The following is a 24,218-nucleotide window of genomic DNA, read 5'->3' as shown; positions in this document are numbered from 1 at the left end:
ATTACCTGAAAATTGTTTCACCCAAAATCAGGTCTATCCATGTCTTCATCTACAATCTTTCCCTTTATGAATTTATTTTCTACTCAAAATCTTGTGGGCATCCAGTTATATTCATTAAAAGAAATAATTCCCAATGATACTAAGTTAATTTTCAAAAAGCTTTCTCTAGTGGGTTTCAAAGAAATTGAAACATATGGCTATTCAAATGGACATTTTTGGGGTATGAGAGCAGAAGAACTGAAAGAAGAATTAATAAAAAATAAACTTACCACCCCAAGTGGACATTACGGATTGGAATCTGTTTTTTATGGAAAACTTGATGAACTCAAGGAAATAATTGAAGTAGCAAAAATTCTAAATCAGAAATACGTTGTTATTCCAAGTATTCCCAGCCACCTCCGTAAATCCAAATCTGATTATATCGGAATTGCAGAGAAACTGAACATCGCTGGTAAATTATGTAAACAGTCAGGTTTGAAATTAGCATATCATAATCATGCATTTGAGTTTGAAGCATTAGATGATTCAAAAACCAACGGTTACGAACTATTACTTGAACACACCAATTCAGATATAATCACGTTTGAGATTGATATTTACTGGGTTGTTAGAGCCGGCATTAACCCAATAGCTTTATTTACGAAATATCCCGGAAGGTTTAAGCTATGGCATATAAAAGATATGGATAAAAACAATCGAGAATTAAATACTGAAATAGGGAGTGGAAATATTGATTTTCAGAAAATGATCCTCTACAAGGAGAAATCGGGAGTTGAACATTTTACCCTCGAACAAGAGAATTTTGAAATAGATCCTTTCGAAAGCCTTGAAAAAAGTTATAAATACATCTCTAGAACTTTATTGAATTAATTTTTTAATTATTCTAAATCTCATAAAAGTAATAGTTTGATATTTTTTTAATTTTAATAACGTATTGAAAAAATAAAAACTCAAAAAAAGATATTGAATAAATTTAAGAGGATTCGAGTAATCTAAAAGAATAAAAGGGGTTTAATGCCCTTCCATTAAAGAACCTTTTAATTCTAAAAAACCTTTTCCACAAGCCTTGGGAAATCCGGCTTAATATAAAAAGCCGCACCTGACATACTCCTTCACTACAAAGAAATCAAGGCTTCGACTTCTAAACTGAAGGATAGGAAAAGTACAATTAAAACTATACTTCTCGATAAAGTATTCTGATTTTAGCCTGCTTCACATTCACTCATCTTTCTCCTGTCCACTTTCTAATCCCCCCGTATGCTTTCCTTTTTTCTATATGCGAAATACCAGGATATAGAAGTTAGCTGGGCTGCATAAGCCGGTCGGCTACGCGCTCCCTTTTATAATCCCTCTCTAATTCTATATCCTGAATCTGTATCTGCATCAAAAAAGGAAATAGCATACGGCACTGAAAGAAGTAAATCCAATAAGAATATCATGAGATCACTCTATAGAAACATATCGGCAATCAGAGCGAAAGATCAAAAAAGAAAAGCTCCGGATAAAAAAAGTAAATCAATTTTTATTAATCAGGTCTGTTTACAGGCCATAATACTAAACATTATGAGTACTATCAGAAACAAAGTTCAGTTAATCGGAAATGTGGGAAATGCTCCCGAAGTCAGAAATCTCGACAGCGGTAAAAAGGTAGCCTCTTTCTCTCTTGCTACCAATGAATTCTTCAAAAATTCAAAAGGAGAAAAAGTACAAAATACCCAGTGGCACAATATCGTAGCCTGGGGAAAAACCGCAGAGATTGTAGAACAATACGTAGGCAAAGGAAAAGAAATTGCCATTGAAGGAAAACTTACTTCTCGATCCTATGAAACTAACGAAGGTGAAAAAAGATATGTCACCGAAATAGTCGCAAACGAAATCCTTCTTTTAGGGAATGCAAGGAATGCGGAGGAATCAGATTCGTAGAAAAAAACAGAGGGCGATGATCTTCACTCACGCCCTCTTATTCTTTTCTAAACTATTAAACATTAAAAGTTAGAAAACATGAAAACCAAAGTTAACGAAATATCCATTAGATATCAGGGGAATTTTAAAATTAACCAGGCTCCTAAGATAACTTCCTCTGAGAGTGCTGCATCTATCCTGTATAATAACTGGAATAAAGACCAGATCGGACTGCAGGAATGTTTTAAAGTAATACTCCTGAATAATGCCAATAAGGTAAAAGGAATCTATGAGGTATCAAGAGGGGGAATCACCGGAACCTTGGTGGACATCCGGATTCTGTTTGCCGTCATTCTTAAGAGCTTAACGGTGTCGGTAATAATCGGGCACAACCACCCATCAGGAACCCTTCGCCCAAGTATCGCAGATCAGAAAATTACTGAAAAAATTCAAACTGCCTGCCGGTACTTTGATATCAAACTCCTCGATCATCTAATCTTAACACCGGATGGAGCCTATTACTCCTTTGCCGATGAAGGGATGCTATGACCTTTTTTGTCCCTTACTTTAAAAGGTGGTCTGTTTAGATCACCTTTTTTCATTTTTTTACATTTTCCATGACTCCTTCAAAGCCTTCAATTTTTGATCAATTCCTGACCTTAAAATCTGAAAATCTGCCGTCGCCGCATCTTCAATTTGAGGCAAATAATGATTTTGATATCAAATTAGGCTAATTGGTACCAGCCTGTATGAATATTTCAGTTGACTGGAACAGGTGGAAACACTACCTTAAAGTGTTGACTTTCTGTATCGTAGAATTACAGAAATCCGGTTGATTTGATCTTCGTTTTTACAATACCCAAAAAATAATACAAGGATTTTTTAAATCCTGAAAAAGGCAGTTGGTGAAAACCAACTTGTATGAAAATTTTGTCCCGCAGGCGGGACGAAATGGAAGAGCAAGACGGTAACACGTTTCACGGTGTTATTCGATTGATTTAATTCTTAAAGCCGCATTTTAGAAGGGTTTACGAATTATTGAAATGGTGAGAATATCCACCCTGGTGGATATACCCCTCTGAAAAGACCAGTAAAATCAAAGGTGGCTATAGCCAGCATTTGTAAAAATAGTATCCATGACCGCAAAATCAAGACTTCAGTTAAAGACAAAGACAGCAGAAAGATTTAGGGAGTTTTCTAAGAAAAACGATAGCAACCAGTCGGAAACTTTAGACCTGATGTTGGACTTTTTTGAGAAAAATAATCTCTCTCCCTTTGAAACTTTAGTGCCTTCCAAAGTGAGCCTGGAACAACTGATCAAAAAAAGGATCGATGCCGTGATAGCTATCCTTAAAAATATTGAAAAGACCCAAACCAAACCAGGTTTACTCATGCTGAATTTACTCCTGGAAGAACGTTCCATTTCCAAACCTGCTATGGTGGAAAAGAATAAGATTCTTTCCTCCGATGTAAAGAGCCGGGAACAATTAATATTAGAAATCTCACGCCTGGAAGATGTATTGAACTCTACCACCAAAGATCTGGAGTACCTGCTGGAACATGTGGAGATAAAGGGAAACGCCTTCGGCTCAGATTTTTTAAAACTGAATATACCTCGAACAGAATTTGAACAATTCAAGGTGGCCCTAAAACGAAAGACCTAATGTATATCACCATCACTCCTCAGAAATTAGGCGGCGCTTTTTCACAAAGCGCAGGAGATTTTGTGAACTATCTGGAAAAGGAAAACCAGGGAAAGAATCCGCTGGACAAAGAATACTTCTTTAATCAGTATGAGGATACAATTAAACCTTACCAGGTCATTAAAGAGATCGATGGGAATACCGACAAGTTAAAACTCAAAGAACCCAAGTATTATTCCATCACGATCAATCCCAGCCAGTACGAATTAAAACATATTCGTAACAATCCGGAACAACTGCGGGCTTTTGTCCGGGAAGCCATGAAAGAATATGCCAGCTCCTTTCATCGGGAGATTGGTGGTAAACCTATCAGTGTAGACGATATTAAATATTTCGCCAAACTAGAGCATGAGCGGACTTATAAATCCAATGATGTGGCCGTTCGTGAAAATAGACCATACAACAATCAAATCGCTCATTTAAAAAATGAGATCCGGAAGGTGGAGCGCGGGGAAGTCTCTGGGAATATTCGGCAAATTGAAAAGGACATCCGAAAACTGGTCCGGGATGCTCCCTATAAAATTCGGGGACAGGTAGTAGAACCCGGCATGAAGAAAGAGGGCTTGCAGAGTCATATCCATATCATCGTCAGCCGGAAAGATGCTTCCAACTCATATAGTCTTTCGCCAGGTAGCAAATACAAAGCCTCCGAAGTGAAGATGCATGGCAAATTGGTAAAGCGGGGTTTTGAGCGGGATCGATTTATTCAGAATTCTGAAAAAGCCTTTGACAAGATGTTCCAGTACAACCGCAACTATGTGGAAAGCTACACGGCCAAAAAACTGCTGACCAAAAATCCTAAACAATACTTTGTATCTCTAAATAATCTGGGAATCAATGAGAAAAAAATCGCTTTTAAAATGATCCGTCAAACAGGATTACAACTCCCTGTATTACACCTGCCCCAAAACAAAGTGGGCTTCGCTTACAAACAACTCAAGAAAATAATTGAAGCTGGTATTAAATCAAGTTCTATCAGTTATTAAATTTCTGTCTTATGAATTCTAATTTATTGTTAATCCTGTTTTTAAATGTCGCTATGGGCGGCCTATTTTACTTTACTCTGAAAAATACCTCCTGGGGGTTTATCATCAACTTTCTAATTCTCTTTTTACTGCTGGTGATCAGTTTTCCTTCGGGTATTGATTTTGACCTTTTCGTGGTGCTTTCCATTCGCTATTTTATTCCGCTTATAACCATCAATATTTTATTGAATGAATGGCTTTTGAAGATGGAAAGGGAAAAGATAACTAGGCAATACGGTTTCCGGATCCCACTCTCTTCCGGCTCGATGAAGTTGAAAGATATCCGACGAGGAGTTTCCATTATCGGGGCTGCCGGGAGTGGGAAAACTGAAAGTGTCGTGGCCCAGTTTCTCAGGTATTTTAGCAGGCGAACTTTCTGTGGGATTATCCATGACTATAAAAATTTTGAACTCTCTAAAATTGCCTATCCCCTCTTCAAGGAAAGTAAAATACCTTTCTATATTATTTCATTTGATAGGATCTACCATAAGGTGAATCCCATTGCGCCGCGTTATATGGAGGATGAAGAAAGCGTGAATGAGATCTCCCGGGTCCTTTTGGAAAATCTATTAGAGAAAAAAGAAAGCAGTTCTTCAGGTAGTTCAAAGTTTTTTAATGATGCCGCGGAAGGGATCATTGGAGGGCTGATCTGGAAGCTTAAAACAGAACATCCAGGCTACTGTACTCTGCCACATCTGATTGCCTTATTTCAGCAGTTAACCACCTATCAGTTAGTAGATTTCTTAAGTTCCAACTACACCTCCCAGGCGATGGCCAACGCGTTTATTAACGGTGTGGATTCTGAAAAACAAACGGCTTCTGTAAAAAGTACGCTCTCCAATGCTTTTAAGAAAATAAGTACACAGCGGATCTTTATGGTGCTGTCGGAAGATGAGATCCCGTTGGATATCAATCATCCTGAAAATCCCGGAGTGATTTCAGTGGTAAATAATCCTAAGTTTGAATCGGCTTACTCTCCTATCGTGGCTACCATTATTCACTCGATTACCAAACAGATGAGCGTACATGACCGGCTTGGTTCTTTTATTCTTATGGAAGAAGCTTCCACAATCCGCTTACTGAACATGCACCGCATCCCTGCCACCCTACGAAGCTATAATATAGCTACGGTGTACGTTATTCAGGACAAAATCCAGAATGATATCCTCTATGGCAGGGAAGCAGGAAAAGCGATCCTGAGCAATCTTTCCTATCAGTTCTTTGGGAAGGTAAACGACCCCGATACCGCGAAATACTATGAGAGTTTCTTCGAGATCGTAAAGCGTAAAAGCATCAGTGTCAGCAAAAGTGATAATCTGAATTTCGATACCCGAACTACCAAAAGTGAACGGGAAGTAGCCAAGATAAGGGCCGATGTTTTCTTCCGATTAAAACCGGGTGAGTTTGTGACCTTTGCCGATGGTAAGGACCGCAAAGTAAAATTCTCCACGCCGAACTGGCCCAAGGAACTACCGGTTCCAAAACATGAGTTTTCCGCAAAAGACCTGGAATTGAATTTTCAGAAAATATACCAGGAAGCCAAAGCGATATACAAATCAGAAAACCGAAAAAGGTGAGCGAGGTTAATTACATACGTCATCTGAATGGAGTGTTGCGGAAATTTTCGGAAAATGGAAAGATCTCATCCTCACATCGCAGTTTATACCTGGCTTTCTTTGAACTCTGGAATCAAAAACATTTTCCGAAAAAGATTATGGTGAACAGTAAACAAGTAATGTCCCTGGCTAAAATACGCTCCAGGACGACCTATCATAAACTGCTGAGGGAACTAAAAATGTGGGGCTACCTGCAATACCATCCCAGCAGTAGTCCAAAAAATGGCTCACTAGTGGAACTGTTCAGATTTTGTACACCACCTGATCAAAAAATGGACAGGACTTGTTCAGTTTCTGAACAGGTACCTGTCCAAAAAATGGTCTCTTTTAATAAACATAATAATAAACATATTATAAACTCTTTTAAACAAACATGTCCAGAAAATGAACAGGTAGTAATAGCATATTTTAAATCTGAAAATAGAAGTATACTGGAGGCTAAAAGCTTTTATTTTTTTTACGAATCCATTGGCTGGAAATTAAATGGTGAAAAACCGATCACGAATTGGAAAGCTTGTGCCCGGAACTGGATGAAAAAAGCTGATGAAATAAAAAATGATCAAAGGCTTAAGGCTCCGGCCCAAATTAAAGACAGGTTAAAGTCTGGTAGGTTTAAGAATTATGGGGAGCCGTTGTGAAATTAAACTTTTTTTGAGACCTCGAAAAGCCATCAAAAAGCTGAAATACTTGACCAATCCCAACTTTATATTATATTTTTAACCGAATTAAAAAATTATGAAATGGCAACTCTTTTCGATATTGATGAAAGATTAATAAGTATTGATTTTAAAATTCAAAACTTAACATTGAAATTGGTTCAGATTATATCCGACAATTTCGATGGAAATAATCAAAATGAATTTCAAATTAATAGTATAGAGAACTCGGAATCATCTTATTTTATTACAGAAGGTGAGTTTGAAAATATTTTAGTTGGCATACATTATGACGGGCGATTCAACATTACATTAATAGGAAGAGATGCGGACTCTCCGTATACTCTAAAGATTGATTTAGACGAGTCATTGGTAAATAAACTTCCAAATGCGCTTAGGGAGGAGCTTGAGAATAAATATTACAGTAATCTTCACAATTAAAGCATACATTCTCTCTTAAATAAATGTAAGGAATAAAAAAACTCAAATATTTAGTTAAATTAGTCCATAATTACAAATGGATTGATTATCCCTACCTCTTCAATTCCATTATTCAATATTGATTTATCATATTATTGTTTACATGGAAAACCTAAACCTATTCTTCTCTAGAATTAAAGAACTTAATTTCTGGCAGCGTCTATTTTCATGGTCTTCAATCAAGGCTTTGAGTTACGATGCTTTTGATGAATTCAAAAGAATTACGGAACAAGTTCAAAGACAACACTCAAAAATTGAAGAATTAAAGAATCTCAATACAAAACTGGAAACCGAAAATATTGGATTATCCAAATCTGTTGTAGACCAAGGAAATACTTTGACAAAAAGGGATTTTGAATATGAGAAATTGAATGATAAATATGATAACCTGGTTGATTCTTTCAATGATATTCAAAAAAAATTAACTGAATACGACTCGGTTAAAGAATCTCGTGAAAAAGAATATGAATCCAAAATTTCTCAATTGAACCAAGCCAAACTTGATTTGGATAATGAGAGAATCAGGCTGAATGATGAAAGAGTTCAAGAAAAGCAGGACCAATTCGAGAAAATGAAAAAACAGTGGTCAGAACATGAAACAAATGTTCAACAATCAATCAAAGCCCTCTGTCAAAAACATTTGGTTACCTATGTAGATAAAGTTCCGTTCAAAGGCAATCCCGACAATACTTTAAGCATTTGTGATGAATTCATTGTATTTGATGCTAAATGTCCAGCAAACGAAGACTTAAATAACTTTCCTAAATATATTAAAGCCCAAACAGATAATGTAAAAAAGTATGCTGGTCAGGATGGAGTTAAAAAAGACATATTCCTAGTTATTCCAACAAACACTATTGACGCTATACCTCAGCATTCATACAATATGGGAGGCTATAACGTTTTTATTATCACACAGGACTCTTTAGAACCAATAATCTTATCATTAAAAAAAATCGAGGAATATGAATTCGCTGACCAATTAAGTCCTGAAGAGCGAGATAATATTTGTAGAGTTGTTGGAAAATTTGCTCATACCACGAAAAGGAAGATTCAAATAGACCAATTTTTTGCACAAGAATTTATTGAATTACTGGTAAAATGTAAAAACGATTTACCCGAAGAATTTTTACAATCTGTTATCGAATTTGAAAAAGCCGAAAAGCTGAACCCTCCAACAGAAAGACGAACTAAGCAAATACTCACCAAGGACTTATTAAGTAAAAATGAATCCATTAATGCCGAAGCGCAGATTAGAGATATCGAAATTCCGAGGAATTTTGAGGAAGTGAAAAAACTTAAATAACTCAAATATGGAAAATATTCAATCTCATTTCAAAGTAATAGATGTTGAGACAGCAAATGCCGATTTTTCCAGTATCTGCCAAATTGGAATTGCAGAGTTCAAAAATGGAGAATTAATCAATAAGTGGGAAACTCTAGTCAATCCAGAAGATTTTTTTGATAGTCTAAATTCTTCCATTCATGGAATTACTTCCCAATCAGTGCAAGATGCCCCTACTCTTCCTGAAATAAATAGCGAAATCAGAAAACATATTGACGGGAATATTGTGTTCCATCACATGCCCTTTGATAAAATAGCACTGAATCGAGCCTACGAAAAGTACCAACTTGAAAAAAATTTACCAACCTGGATAGATTCTGCTAAATTAGTAAGAAGAACTTTGAGTCAATTCTCTAAATCTGGTTATGGATTGAAAAATGTTACGGCTCATTATGGAATAAGTTTTAACCATCATGATGCATTAGAGGATGCTATTGCAACAGGAAAGATGGTTTTAAAAATTCTAGAGGAGTATAATTTAACTGTAGAGGAATGCATATCCAAAGTGAATAATTCCATCAATGTATATCGAAATGGTTCCAGTAATATAAGTCTAACAGGAAATCCTGATGGACCATTATTCGGAGAAAACATTGTTTTCACAGGTTCACTTTTTCTTACTAGAGCAGAGGCTGGAAAAATGGCAGCAGAATTAGGATGTAATGTAACTAACTCTGTAAGTAAAAAAACTACTATTTTGATAGTAGGCACACAGGACAATTTTAAATTGAATGGATATAAAAAAAGTTCTAAGCACCGCAAAGCCGAAGAATTGCTTCTTCAAGGTATAGACTTGAAAATTATGTCTGAAGATGACTTTCGAAATCTTGTAAACGCTTAAAAACTTTGAAATTATTATTCCTTACCTTATTCTCATTTTTCTTTCTGATTCAATCGGAATCTCAATATTATGAGGCTATCTCAGATGTGAATTTCAGAAAAGGTCCATCTACAAACCATGAGGTTCTCGATGTTATCCACAAAGGTGATACAGTCAAATTGATAGAAGATACAAACTCTTCATGGGCAAAGCTAATTTATCAAGACCAAGAAGGCTATTCTTCACTTCGCTTTTTTAATAAAATATCTGTCCATGAAGATCCTTCAGATAATGCATCTCAAGCAAATATGATTGATAATGAAGAAAAAAATCCACTCTTACAGTTTTGGATAATTTGGTTGGTTTTCGGTGGGTTACTTTCAATCTTAGTTTATTACCTGGGAAGAACTACCAATAGAAACAGAACTCTGTCAGTTCTCTTATCCCTTTTTACAGGTTTTATGGGGCTTCAGAAATTCTATCTAGGTAAATTCCAACAAGGTCTATTATGCTTAATATTTTTCTGGACCTTCATCCCCATTCTTTTTGGATTATGGGATATGGTGAAATTGTTCATTATGTCTGAAGATAAATTTCAGTTTAAATTTAATGGCATTACTCTATCTAAGGCAAAAAGAGTTAAAGTTGAGATAACAAGAAATGAAATTGAAGAAAACAGAAATTATTCTGTCTTGAATCATTCAAACAAAGGAGTAAGCTATAGTTCAAAATTGAGAGAAAATGGTGAATTCTCAACTTCGGAACCAGAAAAAAATATTGAATCAAGCAAGCCAAATTCTTTCTCTACAAGAAGTTCTAGTTATTCAGAAAATCAATTCAAATCTAGTTCTCGATACAATAGTAATGATATCAAAAGTGGTGTCGACTCATCTATTATTGACATTGAAGAGGAAGACCTAGAAATTACCATCCCGAAAGAATTTACAGATGAGCAACCAATAAATCAGAGTCAATATGATCCTAGCAGGTCAAGTGAAGTACCATTCTGGCATAAGTTCTATGTTTATTCATATAACGATTTAAACTCTGCTAATCAAACACAGAAAAAATTCTACAAGTATTTTAAGAATAGATTACTAAATAATCAATGGACTGCTATTGATGGAAATACCAACTATGCGTTTGTCCTTTATTTCGATTTATTAGATAGGTATAATGAACATCAGGACATTGCTTTATTAGAAAATCAATTGAAACTTCTTGGAGACTGTTGCTCTGAAACAAGGAATTACTCTTATTCTGCACTTATAAATTTACTAAGTAGGAGAAACGACAAAAAATCAATAGAAAAATTAGAACAGCTCCGAGACCCCTCAATTAGATACGAGCTTGGTTTCGCTGATTATGACCCCTATGCCTATAGATTAGGAAGAATTTATAAGGAGAAATTAAACCTATCCGATAAGCAAGAGGATTGGTTGAATAAGTTTTATAATCCATCGAATGTATTTAATTCGATGGAAGGATGCTGTATTGCAATTATGCAACTTTACCTAGAGGTACTTGAAACTTTGGATAATAACCTACAATCAGAAAAAAGTTCTTTGGAGGTAGAAATAAAAAAATTACAAGACAGAGTTTCAACCAAAAGTCCTTCCGATTATGACAGATATAATTATGATTATATGGCCGAACAGGTCGAACAAGAAGTTTACCTGATACTTTTTAAAACGACTGAAAATTCAGTAAGGGAAAAATATTCACATAAACGAAAACTTTCCGCTGAGTTCTCATATAACATAAAAAAGATTGATGTAGAGTTTGAAGAAAAAATAAGGTCAAGATTCATCAATATTTTAGAAAAATCTTATGATTCAATCTCGGAGCCAGATTTAGATACTCAAATTGACTTAAATGCACAAAATGTAAACAGATGGAAAGAAGAATTCAACAAAGCAAAATCACATCTCAAAACAAAAGATATTACCGCCTTTAATAATAGTATTAAACAATTAGAAGTCGCTAATCAGAAGAATCCGAATATCGAAAATATTTTTTTTGAAGCTTCTAAAGCTATAGCTAAGTATAATAATTCTCAAGCATTGGTTTATTATGCTAAGTATATTGACTACGACCTGAATTCCGATAAAATACATAACAAGAAATTGACTAAGACTGTTCAGAAGTCTTTATTCAAAACCAATGAGCAACTGAAAAAATTTGAAGAAATCATCCAAGATTTAATCAACAATCAAAATCTTGATGATGTTTTAATTCAATTAAAAGACTTCTATAAACCCACTCGGAAGAAAATCGTTTTAAATAAGAAGGATATCAATGACGCCAGAGAGAAACATAAGAACACAGTAAACATTTTATCTAATTACCTAGAAGATGAAGAAAAAAAGCCTGTTGAAATTGATGATTCTGATGATGAAATAGAAATGTCAATAACTGCGAAACAAGATTCTGAATTATCCATCTTTTTGGACGGTTTAGGTTTAAATACCCTTCAGCAGAAAGTCCTAAAAAAAATAGCTGAAAACTCCTTCACTATACGACAAGATGAAATTGAAGCAGTGGCTTTAGAAAATGGTCATATGAAAAATCAATTAATCGATAGCATAAATGAAATTTGTTCCGACATTTTAGATGGAGAATTTATCATCGAAGAGGATGAGGACAATTACATTGTAGAAGAATCCTTTTATACTGAATTACTAAAAAAATAAAATATGGCGGCAAAATTACGAGCAAAAGAATCTAAAGCAATCATTAACTCATTATCAGGTGGGGTAGTTCCAAGAATTGGTGTGCAACATATTACTGTTGGTAGGAAACCAGAAATTGAAGCATTCACTTCTGCGTTGGATGATGTAAAGGAAGGGCATAGTATGTGTAAATTCTGGATTGGAGATTTTGGTTCAGGAAAATCTTTTATGCTCCATCTTTTAAATACCGTAGCTACCAAACAAAAATTCGTAGTAGCTAATGCAGATTTCACCCCTGATAATCGATTATATTCTAATGACGGTAAAGCTCTAGCCTTATATAGAGCTATTATGGATAACGTTGCCATCCAGTCAAAACCAGAAGGAGGCGCTCTTCCTACCTTATTAGACAAATGGATAGAACAAGAAATTTCATCTACGGCTCAAAAAAATGGTGTTTCTATTCTAGAAATAAGAGACGAAAAATATCATCAGGAAATTGAACAGACCTTAATGTTAACAGTTAATGAGGTTACAGATACGGGTGGTTTTGATTTTGGGGTAGTAGTATTAAAATATTACAAAGGATATATTGAGGGTGACGACTACTTGAAAAGAAGTGCTCTTAAATGGTTAAAAGGCGAATACACAACAAAAACCGAAGCACGTCAGGATTTAGGAGTTCGAGAAATAATCAACGACCTGAATTATTATGATATGCTCAAAAATTTTTGTCGGCTTTTTGTTAGCATTGGATACAGTGGATTTATGATAAATCTTGATGAGGCTATTAATCTTTATAAAATCTCAACCTCCCCTACTCGAGCAAAGAATTATGAAAAAATACTAACCATTTTTAATGATTGTTTCCAGGGAAAGGTTTCCAACCTATTCATAAATTTCGCAGGCACCAAAGAATTCCTTGAAAACGAAAGGAGAGGTTTATTTAGCTATGATGCCTTAAAGACAAGGTTAGAAACCAACAAATTTGAAACAAGTAAGTTTAGAGACTATTCGCAGCCTGTTATTAAATTACAACCTTTAAACCACAGTGAAATATTCGTTCTACTGAAAAATCTGAAAGAAATATTTGACTCCAACTACAATGTCCAAATTGAAATTACTGATGAGGATATTCAATTGTATATGGAAGAGATTTTTAATAAACCTGGTGCTGATGAATTTCTAACTCCTAGAGAAGTCATCAGGGATTTCTTGAATATTCTGAACATATTAAGGCAAAACCCTTCTGCAGATAAGAAGGATCTTATTTTACAAATAGAAATTTCAGACGAAAGACCAGAAGAAATTAGTATTGATTCAATAGAAGAATTATAGTGTCATATAAACTTTTATCCGAGCCAATAAGAAAATATATTCGGTCGCAGGGCTGGGAAGCTCTCAGGCCAATTCAGGCAGCTTCAATATCGAAAATCCTATCAACAGACCATAATTACATTTTAGCATCTAGAACAGCCTCTGGAAAGACCGAAGCGGCTTTTCTTCCCATTCTATCTAAAACAAATTTCAATGAAAAGGGTGTGCAGGTTTTATATATTTCTCCTTTAATCGCATTAATAAACGACCAGGTAAGAAGAGTTGAAGATTTATGCAAGAACCTTGAAATAGATGTCACAAAATGGCATGGAGAAGCTAATAGGACCCTGAAAAAAAATTTGATAAAAAACCCAAATGGAATTGTTTTAATTACACCAGAGTCTATTGAGGCTATGTTTGTGAATGCTCCATATAACATCACAAATCTTTTTGGTAATCTAAAGTTTGTGATAATTGATGAGATTCATTCCTTTTTAGGGGTTGACAGAGGACTTCAATTGATGTCATTACTTTTCCGAATCCAAAGAAAGGCAAATAAAAAATTCAGAATAATTGGACTCTCCGCGACGATTGGTGATGAAAATTATATCCATGCCAAAAAATTAACTGGTGATGTTGAAAACACAAAGGTTTTATTAGATAGGACTAAGAAGCCAACCATAGCAAAGTTTAAATTCTATGAGTCAGAATCAAAAGAATTACCACTTGAACTATTAAAGGATTTATATATTGAAACAAAGGAAAACAAAGCATTAGTTTTTCCAAATAGCCGAGCAAGAACTGAAGAAGTAGCCGTTAAATTGCATAAAATTTCGGATAGAATAAATGGACATAAAAACTATTTCTCCCATCATTCCTCGGTCGATAAAGAAATAAGAGAAAGCGTAGAGTTTTTTGCTAAGAATAATCAAAGAGACAATTTCTGCATTTCGGCTACTTCAACTTTAGAATTAGGAATCGACATTGGCACTGTCGATAAAATAATTCAAATTGACTCAACATACTCAGTAGCATCCTTAGTTCAAAGAATTGGTCGTAGTGGTCGTAAAGAAGGAGAAAAAAGTGTGGTATGTATTTATGCTACAGAAAAGTGGAGCCTTCTTCAATCCTTAGCCTGCTGGAATCTTTACAAGAAAGATTTTTTGGAACCAATAAATACAGCTATTAAGCCCTATGACCTACTATTGCACCAGTTATTATCTATCGTCAAACAGTATTCTGGAATTCAAACTAAAGATTTAATCCATGAATTATCTGAAAATCCAGTTTTCGAACATATTTCTACAGAGGACATTGAGACACTTCTTCATTATTCTATTGAAGAAGATTTTCTTGAAAGGATTAGGACAGAATTAATTCTAGGACTTGCAGGTGAAAAAATCGTCAATTCAAGAGATTTTTATAGTGTTTTTAGCACAGACCCAGATTTTAAGGTTATCCATTCGGGAAGAAAAGTTGGACAAATTCCTTTTTCTCCGCAAATTCAAGTGAACGAAAACCTATTATTAGCAGCTAAAATTTGGAAAATAAAAGATATAGACCATAAAGCAGGAATAATTGAAGTTATCCCCGCAAAAGATGGTAAGGCCCCATCCTTTTTTGGAGGTACTGGCGGAATACATGAGGAAGTCAGGAAAGAGATGTTAAGAATTCTGAAATCAAAAGATGATTATAAGGAACTAAATCAAGAATGTAAGAATATTTTAAATGAATTGAGATTTGAATTCAAGAATTTTGACATCAGAAACTTCGAAGCCGACCGACCGTTAATTACAAAAGAACATCAAATTATACTTTATACTTTTTCAGGTACCAAAATAAACAGAAGCGTTTCATTCCTACTTGCCGTTTCAGGATATGATGTCATTTTGAATGACAATAATAGCTCCATAGAAATACGTACAGACTCTTTTGCCAAAGCTATATCAGATATTAAAAAGAATTACGAAGCCCTAGATTCTCATTTAGAAGAAAAACTTATTGAAAATGATACCCTATTAAGCTTCTCAAAGTGGGGAATCTATCTCCCGATGAATTATAAAATAGAAATTGTAAAAGAAAGATATTTTGATTTTAAGACCGCAATTGCTTTTATAAATAACATGAAAATTATCAAATATTAAAAAGAATGTCTCAAGAAGTTTTTTTTAATATTCGAAATGAAATAATTCAAAGATTACAGGAGTCAGAGAAGAATATAAAAATCGCAGTAGCCTGGTTTACGGACAAAAAAATAATTCAGGAGTTAGAGAAACAGGCTTCTAATAATATTAAAATAGAAATAATTCTTTATCATGACAAGATAAATAAAGCGAGATTATATGAATCACTTCATTCAGTCGGTGTAGATATATTTTATTTATCTAAAAGAAAGCTTAATTACTAAGCCGGCTTTCTAAAACCTCCATATCCCTGCCCACTTTCTCATCGAGGACCTTAGCATAGATCTGAGTGGTTTTAAGAGATCTGTGACCGAGCATCTTCCCTACCGACTCAATTGGAACTCCTTTTGAAAGCGTTACCGTGGTTGCGAATGTATGGCGGGCTAAATGCGTAGTTAAATTCTTTTTTATGCCGCATAAGTCAGCTATTTCCTTTAAATAGGCATTAGATTTTTGGTTGGTAAGAACAGGTAGGATTATATTCTTAGTTCTCACTTGAGGATTATCCTTATACTTTTCAATTATTGAAGCTGGAACATCCAGCAAAGGAATACTACTTAAAGATTTTGTCTTTTGACGTTTAGTTTTGATCCATTTCTTACCATTAATCCCGAGGACAATATCATCTTCTGAAAGTTTTTTTACATCAGCAAAGGCTAATCCAGTATAACAACAAAACAAAAAGATATCTCGTACCAATTCCAGGCGGGGAATCTCAAATTCTTTTTCGGCCATTTCCTGAAGTTCAGAATCAGTTAGAAATTCCCGTTCCGAGGATTTCCAGCTGCCTTTCCAGTGAAAGAATGGATCCCGGTCTATCCATTGATTTGCGTAAGCAATCCGAATAATTTTTTTAAAATTCACAATGTATTTCAAAGCTGTATTATGTGCGCAATTCTTTTGTGATTTCAAGTAATGATCTAACCCGGTGATAAATTTATGGTCGACCTGCTGAATAGGAATATCCTTTTTCTTATAAGCGAATAAAAGGTATTCCTCAATATGTTTTTTACAGGCGTTATAACGTTGCATAGTGCCTTTGCTATAGCCCTTTCCTATTAACTTTTTCATTCCATCGTTATGCTCTTGAAAAATCTCCATTAGCATACGTTCCTGCTCATCCCCTTTCCCAAAATATATATCCTTAATAATTTTGGCTGAAATTGGTTGATTATCCCTTATTAACCTATCGTGGATATCATAAAGTTTGGAACGAATGGAATCTAAATATCTATTAATAGCCTTTGATTCATCTGAATTACCTTTGGCAATACTCCCATGCTTATTCCACTTATTTGGAGCAATTTTTCTAGAAGTTGTGAAATCTGCACGTTTCCCGTTATAGGTTAAACGAACGTACAGAACCGCGGTATTGTTTTTAGCCGAAGTAGTTCTCTTTGGATAAAAAAGTATAGAAAAAGAATTGTTCATAGGTGCATATTTATATTTTAACACCTTCAAGATATAAAAACAAAGTGTTAAATTATACTCGCAAACCTTTTATTAACAGTTCATTACGAGACTCGAGGTGCATATTATATTACGTAAAAAATATGCACCGAATTGAGCACCAATTACTTGCATTTAACTGCCATAAAATGACATTAAATAAAAAGAAAAAGCCTCTAAATCATTGATTTAAAGGCTTTTAGTTGTAATTTAATATATTAAAAGCGGTCTGGACGAGACTCGAACTCGCGACCCCCTGCGTGACAGGCAGGTATTCTAACCAACTGAACTACCAGACCGTTGCGTTATTGCGAGGGCAAATATACTACCCTTTTTAGATTCACCAAACCTTTTTTTGAAATTTTTAAAATTAAAAAAACAGGCCTTATCCAAACTTTTGTTTTTCAAGTAAGTAAGCCGTCATTAGATTGTCAAAACTTTTATTAATGTCTGCCTCTATATATTTTATTCGATATTTTGCACACTGCATTTGCAGATCTGCCAGATATTTTTCTACTGCTTTTTTATAGTTTTCTCTAATATTATCAGAATAAAGGTCTACCTCAGCTCCCGTTTCCACATCGGTAAACCTCCGCGGAGTATTCCCGAAATTAAAATCCAACTCCCTTTTTTCATCAATTACATGAAAAAGGATCACTTCATGCCGATTATATTTTAAATGCCTCAAAGCTTTAAATAATTTTTCTTCATCCGTATCTGCCTGAAACATATCGGTAAAAAGAAATATCAGAGATCTGCGCTTTAATTTTTCAGCGATCTGATGTAAATAGGTGTACGTATCTGTACTCTTTTTTTGGACAGATTTCTCAAGCATCCCATTCAGCCTATTCAACAACATATGATGGTGCCGCTCACTGGATCTCTCCGGGGCATAGAACTCAAATTCATCACTATAGACACTCAAGCCTACTGCGTCCCTTTGTCGTTTTAATATCTCCATTAAACATGCTGAGGCTAATACTGAAAATCCAATCTTATTCAAAGAACCCAAATTTTGCTGCTTCACCAATGGAAAATGCATCGACGCCGAATTATCTATAATGAGATGACATCTTAAATTGGTCTCTTCTTCATAGCGTCTCGTATAAAGCTTATCAGTCTTCGCAAAAAGTTTCCAGTCTATATGCCGGGTACTTTCGCCGTTATTATAGATTTTATGTTCAGCAAATTCCGCAGAAAAACCATGAAACGGACTCTTATGGATTCCCGAAATATAACCTTCCACGACCTGTTTTGCCAAAAGGTCTAGGTTAAAAAATCCCCCTGATTCGTGAAGTTCCTTTTCAATATTCATAGCAGGCATTAAATTACCTATAGTTTCTGAATAAAAAAAGCCCCGCAAGTAGCGAGGCTTCATATTATATAAAATCAGCTATTACAATAACTGGTCAATTGCATCTGCATAGGTTTGTTTTGGAGCAACACCAACCTGGCGGCCTACTACTTCTCCATTTTGAAAAACCAGCACCGTCGGGATATTTCTAACTCCGTATTTTGCAGCAAATTCCTGGTTGGCATCTACATCAAGTTTACCAACAACGGCTTTTCCTTCATATTCAGTACTAATTTCATCGATGATAGGTCCAACCATCCTACAAGGTCCGCACCATGCAGCCCAAAAATCTACCATTACAGGTTTATCACTTTTAAGTACCTGTTCTTCAAAATTTGCGTCAGTTATTTCAACAGCCATAATATGTATTTTTTTATGTTTTTAATTTGATTCGTAAAAGTAGTCAATAAAATAAATATTCCTTACACCACCAATATTGCATTTGCCTATGAGTTTATTGTTTAGTTTTATTTGGGAGCCTCATGTTTCGCTACCGCTCCACATGACCGGGCTTTCGGCGCTACAAGGTAGCTCGCCTCAATCCCTGGCCCAAGACCTCCACTATTAACTTCTCCCCCTCCAAGGGGGAGGTTAGGAGGGGGTCAGTTAAGTTTATACATAAACTGCTCCTTTTCCAGCATCTCAATCAACTCCTGTGAGATCTTGATCTTATGCTTCCTGCTCGGCATTCTCAATTTCACCTGCTCCTCCATTTCATAAACCACAAAATTTAAATGGCAATCTCCCTTATGAGACATAAAAGTATCTTTTAGCCATTCGATCTTTTCGTTCTTAAGATCATTGATATTCAACTGGATGGTGAGTTTTTTGGCATTTTTATCCATAATATCATGTAAAAGACAAATCTCCCTAAACTGAATCCTTGGTTCTCCTTTTTTACCAGTATCCTTATTTGTCCAGCCTTCCTTCACAAATATTTTCATGTGAATAAAATTATTCGGAACAAAGAAATGCTTCATCCTCAAATATTCTTCCCCAAAGATCTTGAACTCGTAAGATTCGTCATAATCTTCTACGGTAAAGATCGCCCAGCCTTTTCCGTTTTTAGAAGTTCTATGCTGTACATCCACCACTACACAACCCATGGTAAGCTCCCTATTCACAATAGCTTCCAAATTTCTACAATCTGAAAGTTTCCCGTTACAGAAATAGTTCATCTCGATCTTGAAATCATCCAAAGGGTGTCCGGAAATATATATCCCCACCACTTCTTTTTCACGGCGAAGTTTTTCCATGGTACCCCATTCTTCACAGGGCGGCACTTCAGGTTCCGGAATTTGCACATCACTGGCTTCCCCAAACAGGCTCACCTGAGAAGAATTTTGATTCTCCTGAAATTTTTGAGCATATTTCACCACTTTTTCAAGAAAAACCATTCCACTACCATCATCATGGAAATACTGGGCGCGATGAGTGCTCCCAAATCCATCAAAGCCTCCTGCCAAAGCAAGATTTTCAAAAGCTTTTTTATTAGCCGCCCTAAGATCTATCCTTTTAGCCATATCGAAAATTGATCGATACGCACCTTCTTTTGTTTTTCTGTTCTCAACAATGGTTTTTACAGCTCCCGAGCCAACTCCTTTTATGGCTCCCATTCCAAAACGAACGGCATTATCCTTATTTACAGAGAATTTATAGTAAGATTCATTAACATCGGGCCCAAGAACATTCAGCTTCATACGCTTACATTCCTCCATGAAGAAGGTCACCTGTTTAATGTCATTCATATTATTGGAAAGAACCGCCGCCATATATTCCGCAGGATAATGCGCTTTTAAATAAGCAGTCTGGTACGCGATCCACGCATAACAGGTAGAGTGGGACTTATTAAAGGCGTATGAAGCAAAAGCCTCCCAATCTTTCCAGATTTTTTCAAGAATATCTTCCGGGTGACCTTTTTCTTTTCCTCCACCAATAAATTTTGGTTTTAATTCTGCCAGTAAGGAGGCGATCTTTTTACCCATAGCCTTACGAAGCATATCGGCTTCACCTTTGGAAAAACCAGCTAACTTTTGCGATAAAAGCATCACCTGCTCCTGGTAAACTGTAATCCCATAGGTTTCTTCCAGATATTCTTCCATTTCGGGAAGGTCATAAGCGATCTCCTCATCTCCATGTTTACGGGCAATGAAACTTGGAATATATTCCATTGGACCAGGACGATATAAAGCGTTCATCGCAATAAGGTCATCAAAAACCGTTGGTTTTAGTGACTGCATGTGTTTTTGCATCCCCGGAGATTCATACTGGAAAATCCCGATGGTCTCTCCACGTTGGAAAAGTTTATAAGTTTCCTCATCGTCAAGCGGAAAACTATCCGGATCCAGATCTATATCATGTCTTCCTTTGACGATCTTCACCGTATCTTTAATTAAGGTTAAAGTTTTTAAACCCAGGAAATCCATTTTTAGCAGACCCGCACTTTCTACGACCGAGTTATCAAACTGGGTAACATACAGATCGGAATCTTTTGCCACCGAGACGGGTACATAATTGGTAATATCTCCCGGAGTAATGATTACCCCACAAGCGTGAATACCAGTATTTCTAACTGAACCTTCTAGAATTCGAGCCTGGTTCACCGTTTGTGCCTCCAGGTCGTCTCCTTCAGAAATATTAAATAGTTCGTTTATCTTCTCAATTTCATCCCCTCGAAATTTAGACTTGATCGTCTTATCATCCATAGCGAATAGCTTTCCAAGCTTCGTATTGGGAATAAGCTTCGCAATCCTATCAGAATCCATCAAAGGAAGATCCAGAACTCGCGCCGTATCTCGAATTGAAGATTTTGCAGCCATAGTACCATAGGTAATGATCTGCGCCACCTGATTCGCTCCATATTTCTCGATCACATAGTCCATTACCCGGCTTCTACCTTCATCATCAAAATCGATATCAATATCGGGCATACTTACACGATCCGGATTTAAGAATCTCTCAAAAAGCAGATCGTATTTAATAGGATCGATATTGGTAATCCAGAGGCAATAGGCCACCACAGATCCCGCAGCCGATCCACGTCCCGGCCCCACCGAAACGCCCATCTCCCTGGCCGCCCGAATGAAATCTTCCACAATAAGGAAGTAACCGGGATATCCCGTATTTTCAATTACCGATAATTCGAAATTTAATCGGTCTTCTATTTCCGGGGTGATCTCTGGATATCGTTTTTTAGCACCTTCAAAAGTGATATGCTTTAAATAGGCATTTTCTCCTCTTTTACCTCCATCAACAAGATCTTCTTCGCTCTGGAATTCTTCCGGAATCTCAAAAGCCGGAAGTAGTACATCTCTGGCGAGTTCAAAAGGTTCTATCTTATCTACGATCTCCTGAATATTACTAATAGCCTCGGGTAAATCCTTAAACAGCTTTTTCATCTCGCTTCCAGATTTGAAGTAATATTCTTCATTTGGTAATCCGTACCTGTAACCACGGCCACGGCCAATAGGAGTTGCCTGCTTCTCACCGTCCTTTACACAGAGTAAAATATCGTGAGCATTAGCATCTTCCTGTTTCCAATAATAAGTATTATTGGTCGCGATCAATTTCACGTCATGCTTTTTGGAAAATTCAACCAGCACAGGATTTACCCGGTTTTCATCTTCCTGATCATGACGCATTAATTCGATATACAGATCGTCACCAAATTCAGTTTTCCACCAAAGCAACGCTTCTTCAGCTTGCTTTTCTCCTACATTTAAAATCTTACTGGGAACCTCTCCATAAAGGTTTCCGGTAAGGACGATCACATCCTCTTTATATTGTTTAATAACCTCTTTATCTATACGCGGCACATAATAGAACCCGTCGGTATAGGCTTTAGAGGACATTTTAGCCAGATTATGATATCCTTTTTTGTTCTTGGCCAGCATTACCACCTGATACCCATTATCTTTCCTGGTCTTATCTGTATGATTTTCACAGACGAAGAATTCACATCCAACAATTCCCTTTAATGGCTTTTTTAGGTCTTCTCCATTTTCTTCCGCAGTTGCATTATACTCTTTGATATTCTTATTATAGGCACCCACTTCTTTTACAAAATGAAAAGCCCCCATCATGTTCGCATGATCTGTAAGAGCCACGGCATTCATATCCTCTTCAGCCGCTGCAGCAACCAGATCTGGAATACTTATAGTGGACTGTAACACGGAAAATTGGGAGTGGTTATGCAAATGTGCGAATGGAATCTCATCAAGTTTCTCCAGGTTTTCCTGGATCTCTTCATTGGAGATATCATCTGAAGGCTGCTGTTTTTCCAGCCTTTCCCTGATCTTATCTGAAGCTTTTTTTAGATTTACATGCTTCAGCCCGATCAGCTCAATCCTCTGTGGATTTTCTTCTGAAAAGTTTTCGAAATAATCTGAAGGAACATCCAGCTCCTCGATAGTATAAATTCTTTGCCTGATTAATTCAAGAAAGCAACGTGTTGTTGCTTCCACATCGGCAGTAGCATTATGCGCTTCTGCAAATGCCTCATCAAATAAAAATTCATGTAACTCAGTAAGTGTGGGTAATTTGAATTTCCCACCACGACCACCGGGAATTTTACACAGCTCTGCCGTTCTTTCAGTACAGGTATCCAACACCGGCATTTCCTGAAGTGAATTTTCAAAATTTCTCCTGAAGAATTCGGCACCCATAATGTTAAGATCAAACCCCACATTTTGTCCTACCACAAATTTTGATTTCCGAAGGGCTGCATTGAACTTTTCCAACACCTCTTCAAGGGGAATTCCCTGCTCTTTCGCAAGATCTGTAGAGATCCCGTGGATACGCTCAGAATCATATGGAATATCAAAACCTTCAGGCTGAATTAAATAATCCTGATTTTCAACAAGATTCCCCATTTCATCATGCACCTGCCAGGCGATCTGTATACATCGCGGCCAGTTATCAGAATCGGTTAATGGTGCATCCCAGCGCTTGGGAAGTCCGGTAGTTTCGGTATCAAAAATGAGGTACATTCAGTAGTATTTTATGCCTTTTCAGAAGAAAATTATAGGATTCAGCAGATTGAATCATCTGGGCTAAAATAAGGAACTTTTCAGCTGAAAGAAAACTTAGTTTTCAGGAATTATCAACCACAAAAAAAGCCTCACAAAAACCTGAAAATTCAGATAATTTGTGAGGCCTGATACGAACACTAAAAACTACTACTTCAATCAAACATTGCTCGCATCAATTTTATAAATTGCGATTCTTAGTAAGAATCTCGTTCTAGGCTTGTTTTTCAAGAGTTTTCACTTCGTTTAAAGATGCTACTATGGCGTTTTTCTGTTTCATAAGTATATTTCCTGTAGAAGCAGGAATTTCAGATTCCTTCAAGATATCTTCATATTCTTCTACAGCAGCTTTTTCTCCACGAATCGTTTCCTCAAGGATCGATTCATCTTTATCACTGGAAAGACTGGCTTTTAAATTCATCCAGGATCTATGGGCATCTCCCGCAAGGCTGGATCCCTTATTTGGGGTTTCCCCAAAATTTTTGATTTCCGACTTCAGTTCGTGTCCAAAATCATATCGTTCCTGTGCGCGTTGAGAGAAAAAGTTTTTTAATCTTTCATCCTTAACTTTTTCTGCTGCTAGTTTATATCCTTTTTCAGCGTCATAATTTTTTTCCAGTAACTCATTTAGTTTTTTGGAAATTTCATTTGAATAACTCATAGCTTAAT

General features: G+C 36.0%; 19 protein-coding genes and 1 tRNA gene. 14 read left to right on the top strand and 6 right to left on the bottom strand.

The window, feature by feature from the left end:
* Positions 1 to 66 precede the first annotated feature (66 nt).
* From Q1K34_RS01835 to Q1K34_RS01770, 14 genes are all read left to right on the top strand, one after another.
* On the top strand, positions 67 to 870 hold the full coding sequence (locus tag Q1K34_RS01835; protein ID WP_300433966.1) for a sugar phosphate isomerase/epimerase: 804 nt from the start codon (positions 67 to 69) through the stop codon (positions 868 to 870).
* Positions 871 to 1,563: 693 nt separating this feature from the next.
* Positions 1,564 to 1,923 (top strand): single-stranded DNA-binding protein, encoded by a 360-nt coding sequence (locus tag Q1K34_RS01830; protein WP_300433965.1) that lies wholly within the window; start codon positions 1,564 to 1,566, stop codon positions 1,921 to 1,923.
* A gap of 78 nt (positions 1,924 to 2,001) precedes the next feature.
* Positions 2,002 to 2,451, top strand: coding sequence for a JAB domain-containing protein (locus Q1K34_RS01825; protein ID WP_300433964.1), 450 nt, complete (start codon positions 2,002 to 2,004; stop codon positions 2,449 to 2,451).
* A 587-nt stretch (positions 2,452 to 3,038) separates the two neighbouring features.
* On the top strand, positions 3,039 to 3,566 hold the full coding sequence (locus Q1K34_RS01820; protein ID WP_300433963.1) for a BfmA/BtgA family mobilization protein: 528 nt from the start codon (positions 3,039 to 3,041) through the stop codon (positions 3,564 to 3,566).
* Entirely contained in the window at positions 3,566 to 4,591 is a 1,026-nt protein-coding gene (mobB, locus tag Q1K34_RS01815; RefSeq protein WP_300433962.1) for a MobB family relaxase, read from the top strand. The genes Q1K34_RS01820 and mobB overlap by 1 nt, the downstream gene beginning before the upstream one ends.
* A gap of 11 nt (positions 4,592 to 4,602) precedes the next feature.
* Positions 4,603 to 6,207: a type IV secretion system DNA-binding domain-containing protein gene (locus Q1K34_RS01810; protein ID WP_300433961.1), complete on the top strand. Its 1,605-nt coding sequence runs from the start codon at positions 4,603 to 4,605 to the stop codon at positions 6,205 to 6,207.
* On the top strand, positions 6,204 to 6,884 hold the full coding sequence (locus tag Q1K34_RS01805; RefSeq protein ID WP_300433960.1) for a hypothetical protein: 681 nt from the start codon (positions 6,204 to 6,206) through the stop codon (positions 6,882 to 6,884). The genes Q1K34_RS01810 and Q1K34_RS01805 overlap by 4 nt, the downstream gene beginning before the upstream one ends.
* A 102-nt stretch (positions 6,885 to 6,986) precedes the next feature.
* The gene (locus Q1K34_RS01800; protein ID WP_300433959.1) at positions 6,987 to 7,343 is read left to right on the top strand and encodes a hypothetical protein; all 357 of its coding nucleotides are present in this window, start codon (positions 6,987 to 6,989) and stop codon (positions 7,341 to 7,343) included.
* Positions 7,344 to 7,485: 142 nt separating this feature from the next.
* Positions 7,486 to 8,688: a hypothetical protein gene (locus tag Q1K34_RS01795; protein WP_300433958.1), complete on the top strand. Its 1,203-nt coding sequence runs from the start codon at positions 7,486 to 7,488 to the stop codon at positions 8,686 to 8,688.
* Between the two features lie 7 nt (positions 8,689 to 8,695).
* Complete coding sequence (locus Q1K34_RS01790) at positions 8,696 to 9,568, top strand: exonuclease domain-containing protein (RefSeq protein WP_300433957.1); 873 nt, start codon at positions 8,696 to 8,698, stop codon at positions 9,566 to 9,568.
* A 5-nt stretch (positions 9,569 to 9,573) separates the two neighbouring features.
* Positions 9,574 to 12,240, top strand: a complete 2,667-nt coding sequence (locus Q1K34_RS01785) for a tellurite resistance TerB C-terminal domain-containing protein (RefSeq protein ID WP_300433956.1) — start codon at positions 9,574 to 9,576, stop codon at positions 12,238 to 12,240.
* Positions 12,241 to 12,243: 3 nt separating this feature from the next.
* On the top strand, positions 12,244 to 13,557 hold the full coding sequence (locus tag Q1K34_RS01780; protein ID WP_300433955.1) for an ATP-binding protein: 1,314 nt from the start codon (positions 12,244 to 12,246) through the stop codon (positions 13,555 to 13,557).
* Entirely contained in the window at positions 13,557 to 15,680 is a 2,124-nt protein-coding gene (locus tag Q1K34_RS01775; protein ID WP_300433954.1) for a DEAD/DEAH box helicase, read from the top strand. The genes Q1K34_RS01780 and Q1K34_RS01775 overlap by 1 nt, the downstream gene beginning before the upstream one ends.
* Positions 15,681 to 15,685: 5 nt before the next feature.
* On the top strand, positions 15,686 to 15,943 hold the full coding sequence (locus Q1K34_RS01770; RefSeq protein WP_300433953.1) for a phospholipase D-like domain-containing protein: 258 nt from the start codon (positions 15,686 to 15,688) through the stop codon (positions 15,941 to 15,943).
* Here Q1K34_RS01770 and Q1K34_RS01765 read toward each other — a convergent pair.
* The 6 genes from Q1K34_RS01765 to Q1K34_RS01740 form a co-directional block, all read right to left on the bottom strand.
* Positions 15,933 to 17,150, bottom strand: coding sequence for a site-specific integrase (locus Q1K34_RS01765; protein ID WP_300433952.1), 1,218 nt, complete (start codon positions 17,148 to 17,150; stop codon positions 15,933 to 15,935). The two genes, Q1K34_RS01770 and Q1K34_RS01765, sit on opposite strands and share 11 nt — an antisense overlap.
* Before the next feature lie 243 nt (positions 17,151 to 17,393).
* Positions 17,394 to 17,467, bottom strand: a tRNA-Asp gene (locus Q1K34_RS01760).
* 86 nt (positions 17,468 to 17,553) lie between these two features.
* Positions 17,554 to 18,483: a DUF58 domain-containing protein gene (locus tag Q1K34_RS01755; protein WP_300433951.1), complete on the bottom strand. Its 930-nt coding sequence runs from the start codon at positions 18,481 to 18,483 to the stop codon at positions 17,554 to 17,556.
* 81 nt (positions 18,484 to 18,564) lie between these two features.
* Complete coding sequence (trxA, locus tag Q1K34_RS01750; protein ID WP_300433950.1) at positions 18,565 to 18,882, bottom strand: thioredoxin; 318 nt, start codon at positions 18,880 to 18,882, stop codon at positions 18,565 to 18,567.
* A 242-nt stretch (positions 18,883 to 19,124) separates the two neighbouring features.
* Positions 19,125 to 23,510 carry a DNA polymerase III subunit alpha gene (dnaE, locus tag Q1K34_RS01745; RefSeq protein WP_300433949.1) on the bottom strand — a complete coding sequence of 1,462 codons (4,386 nt, stop codon included), beginning with the start codon at positions 23,508 to 23,510 and terminating at the stop codon, positions 19,125 to 19,127.
* 253 nt (positions 23,511 to 23,763) lie between these two features.
* On the bottom strand, positions 23,764 to 24,210 hold the full coding sequence (locus Q1K34_RS01740) for a PA2169 family four-helix-bundle protein (RefSeq protein ID WP_300433948.1): 447 nt from the start codon (positions 24,208 to 24,210) through the stop codon (positions 23,764 to 23,766).
* Positions 24,211 to 24,218 lie beyond the last annotated feature (8 nt).

The organism is Christiangramia sp., from assembly GCF_029937855.1.
Taxonomy (GTDB): domain Bacteria; phylum Bacteroidota; class Bacteroidia; order Flavobacteriales; family Flavobacteriaceae; genus Christiangramia.
The sequence above is the reverse complement of the archived record's forward strand: the minus strand, read 5'-3'. Positions and strand labels throughout refer to the sequence as shown.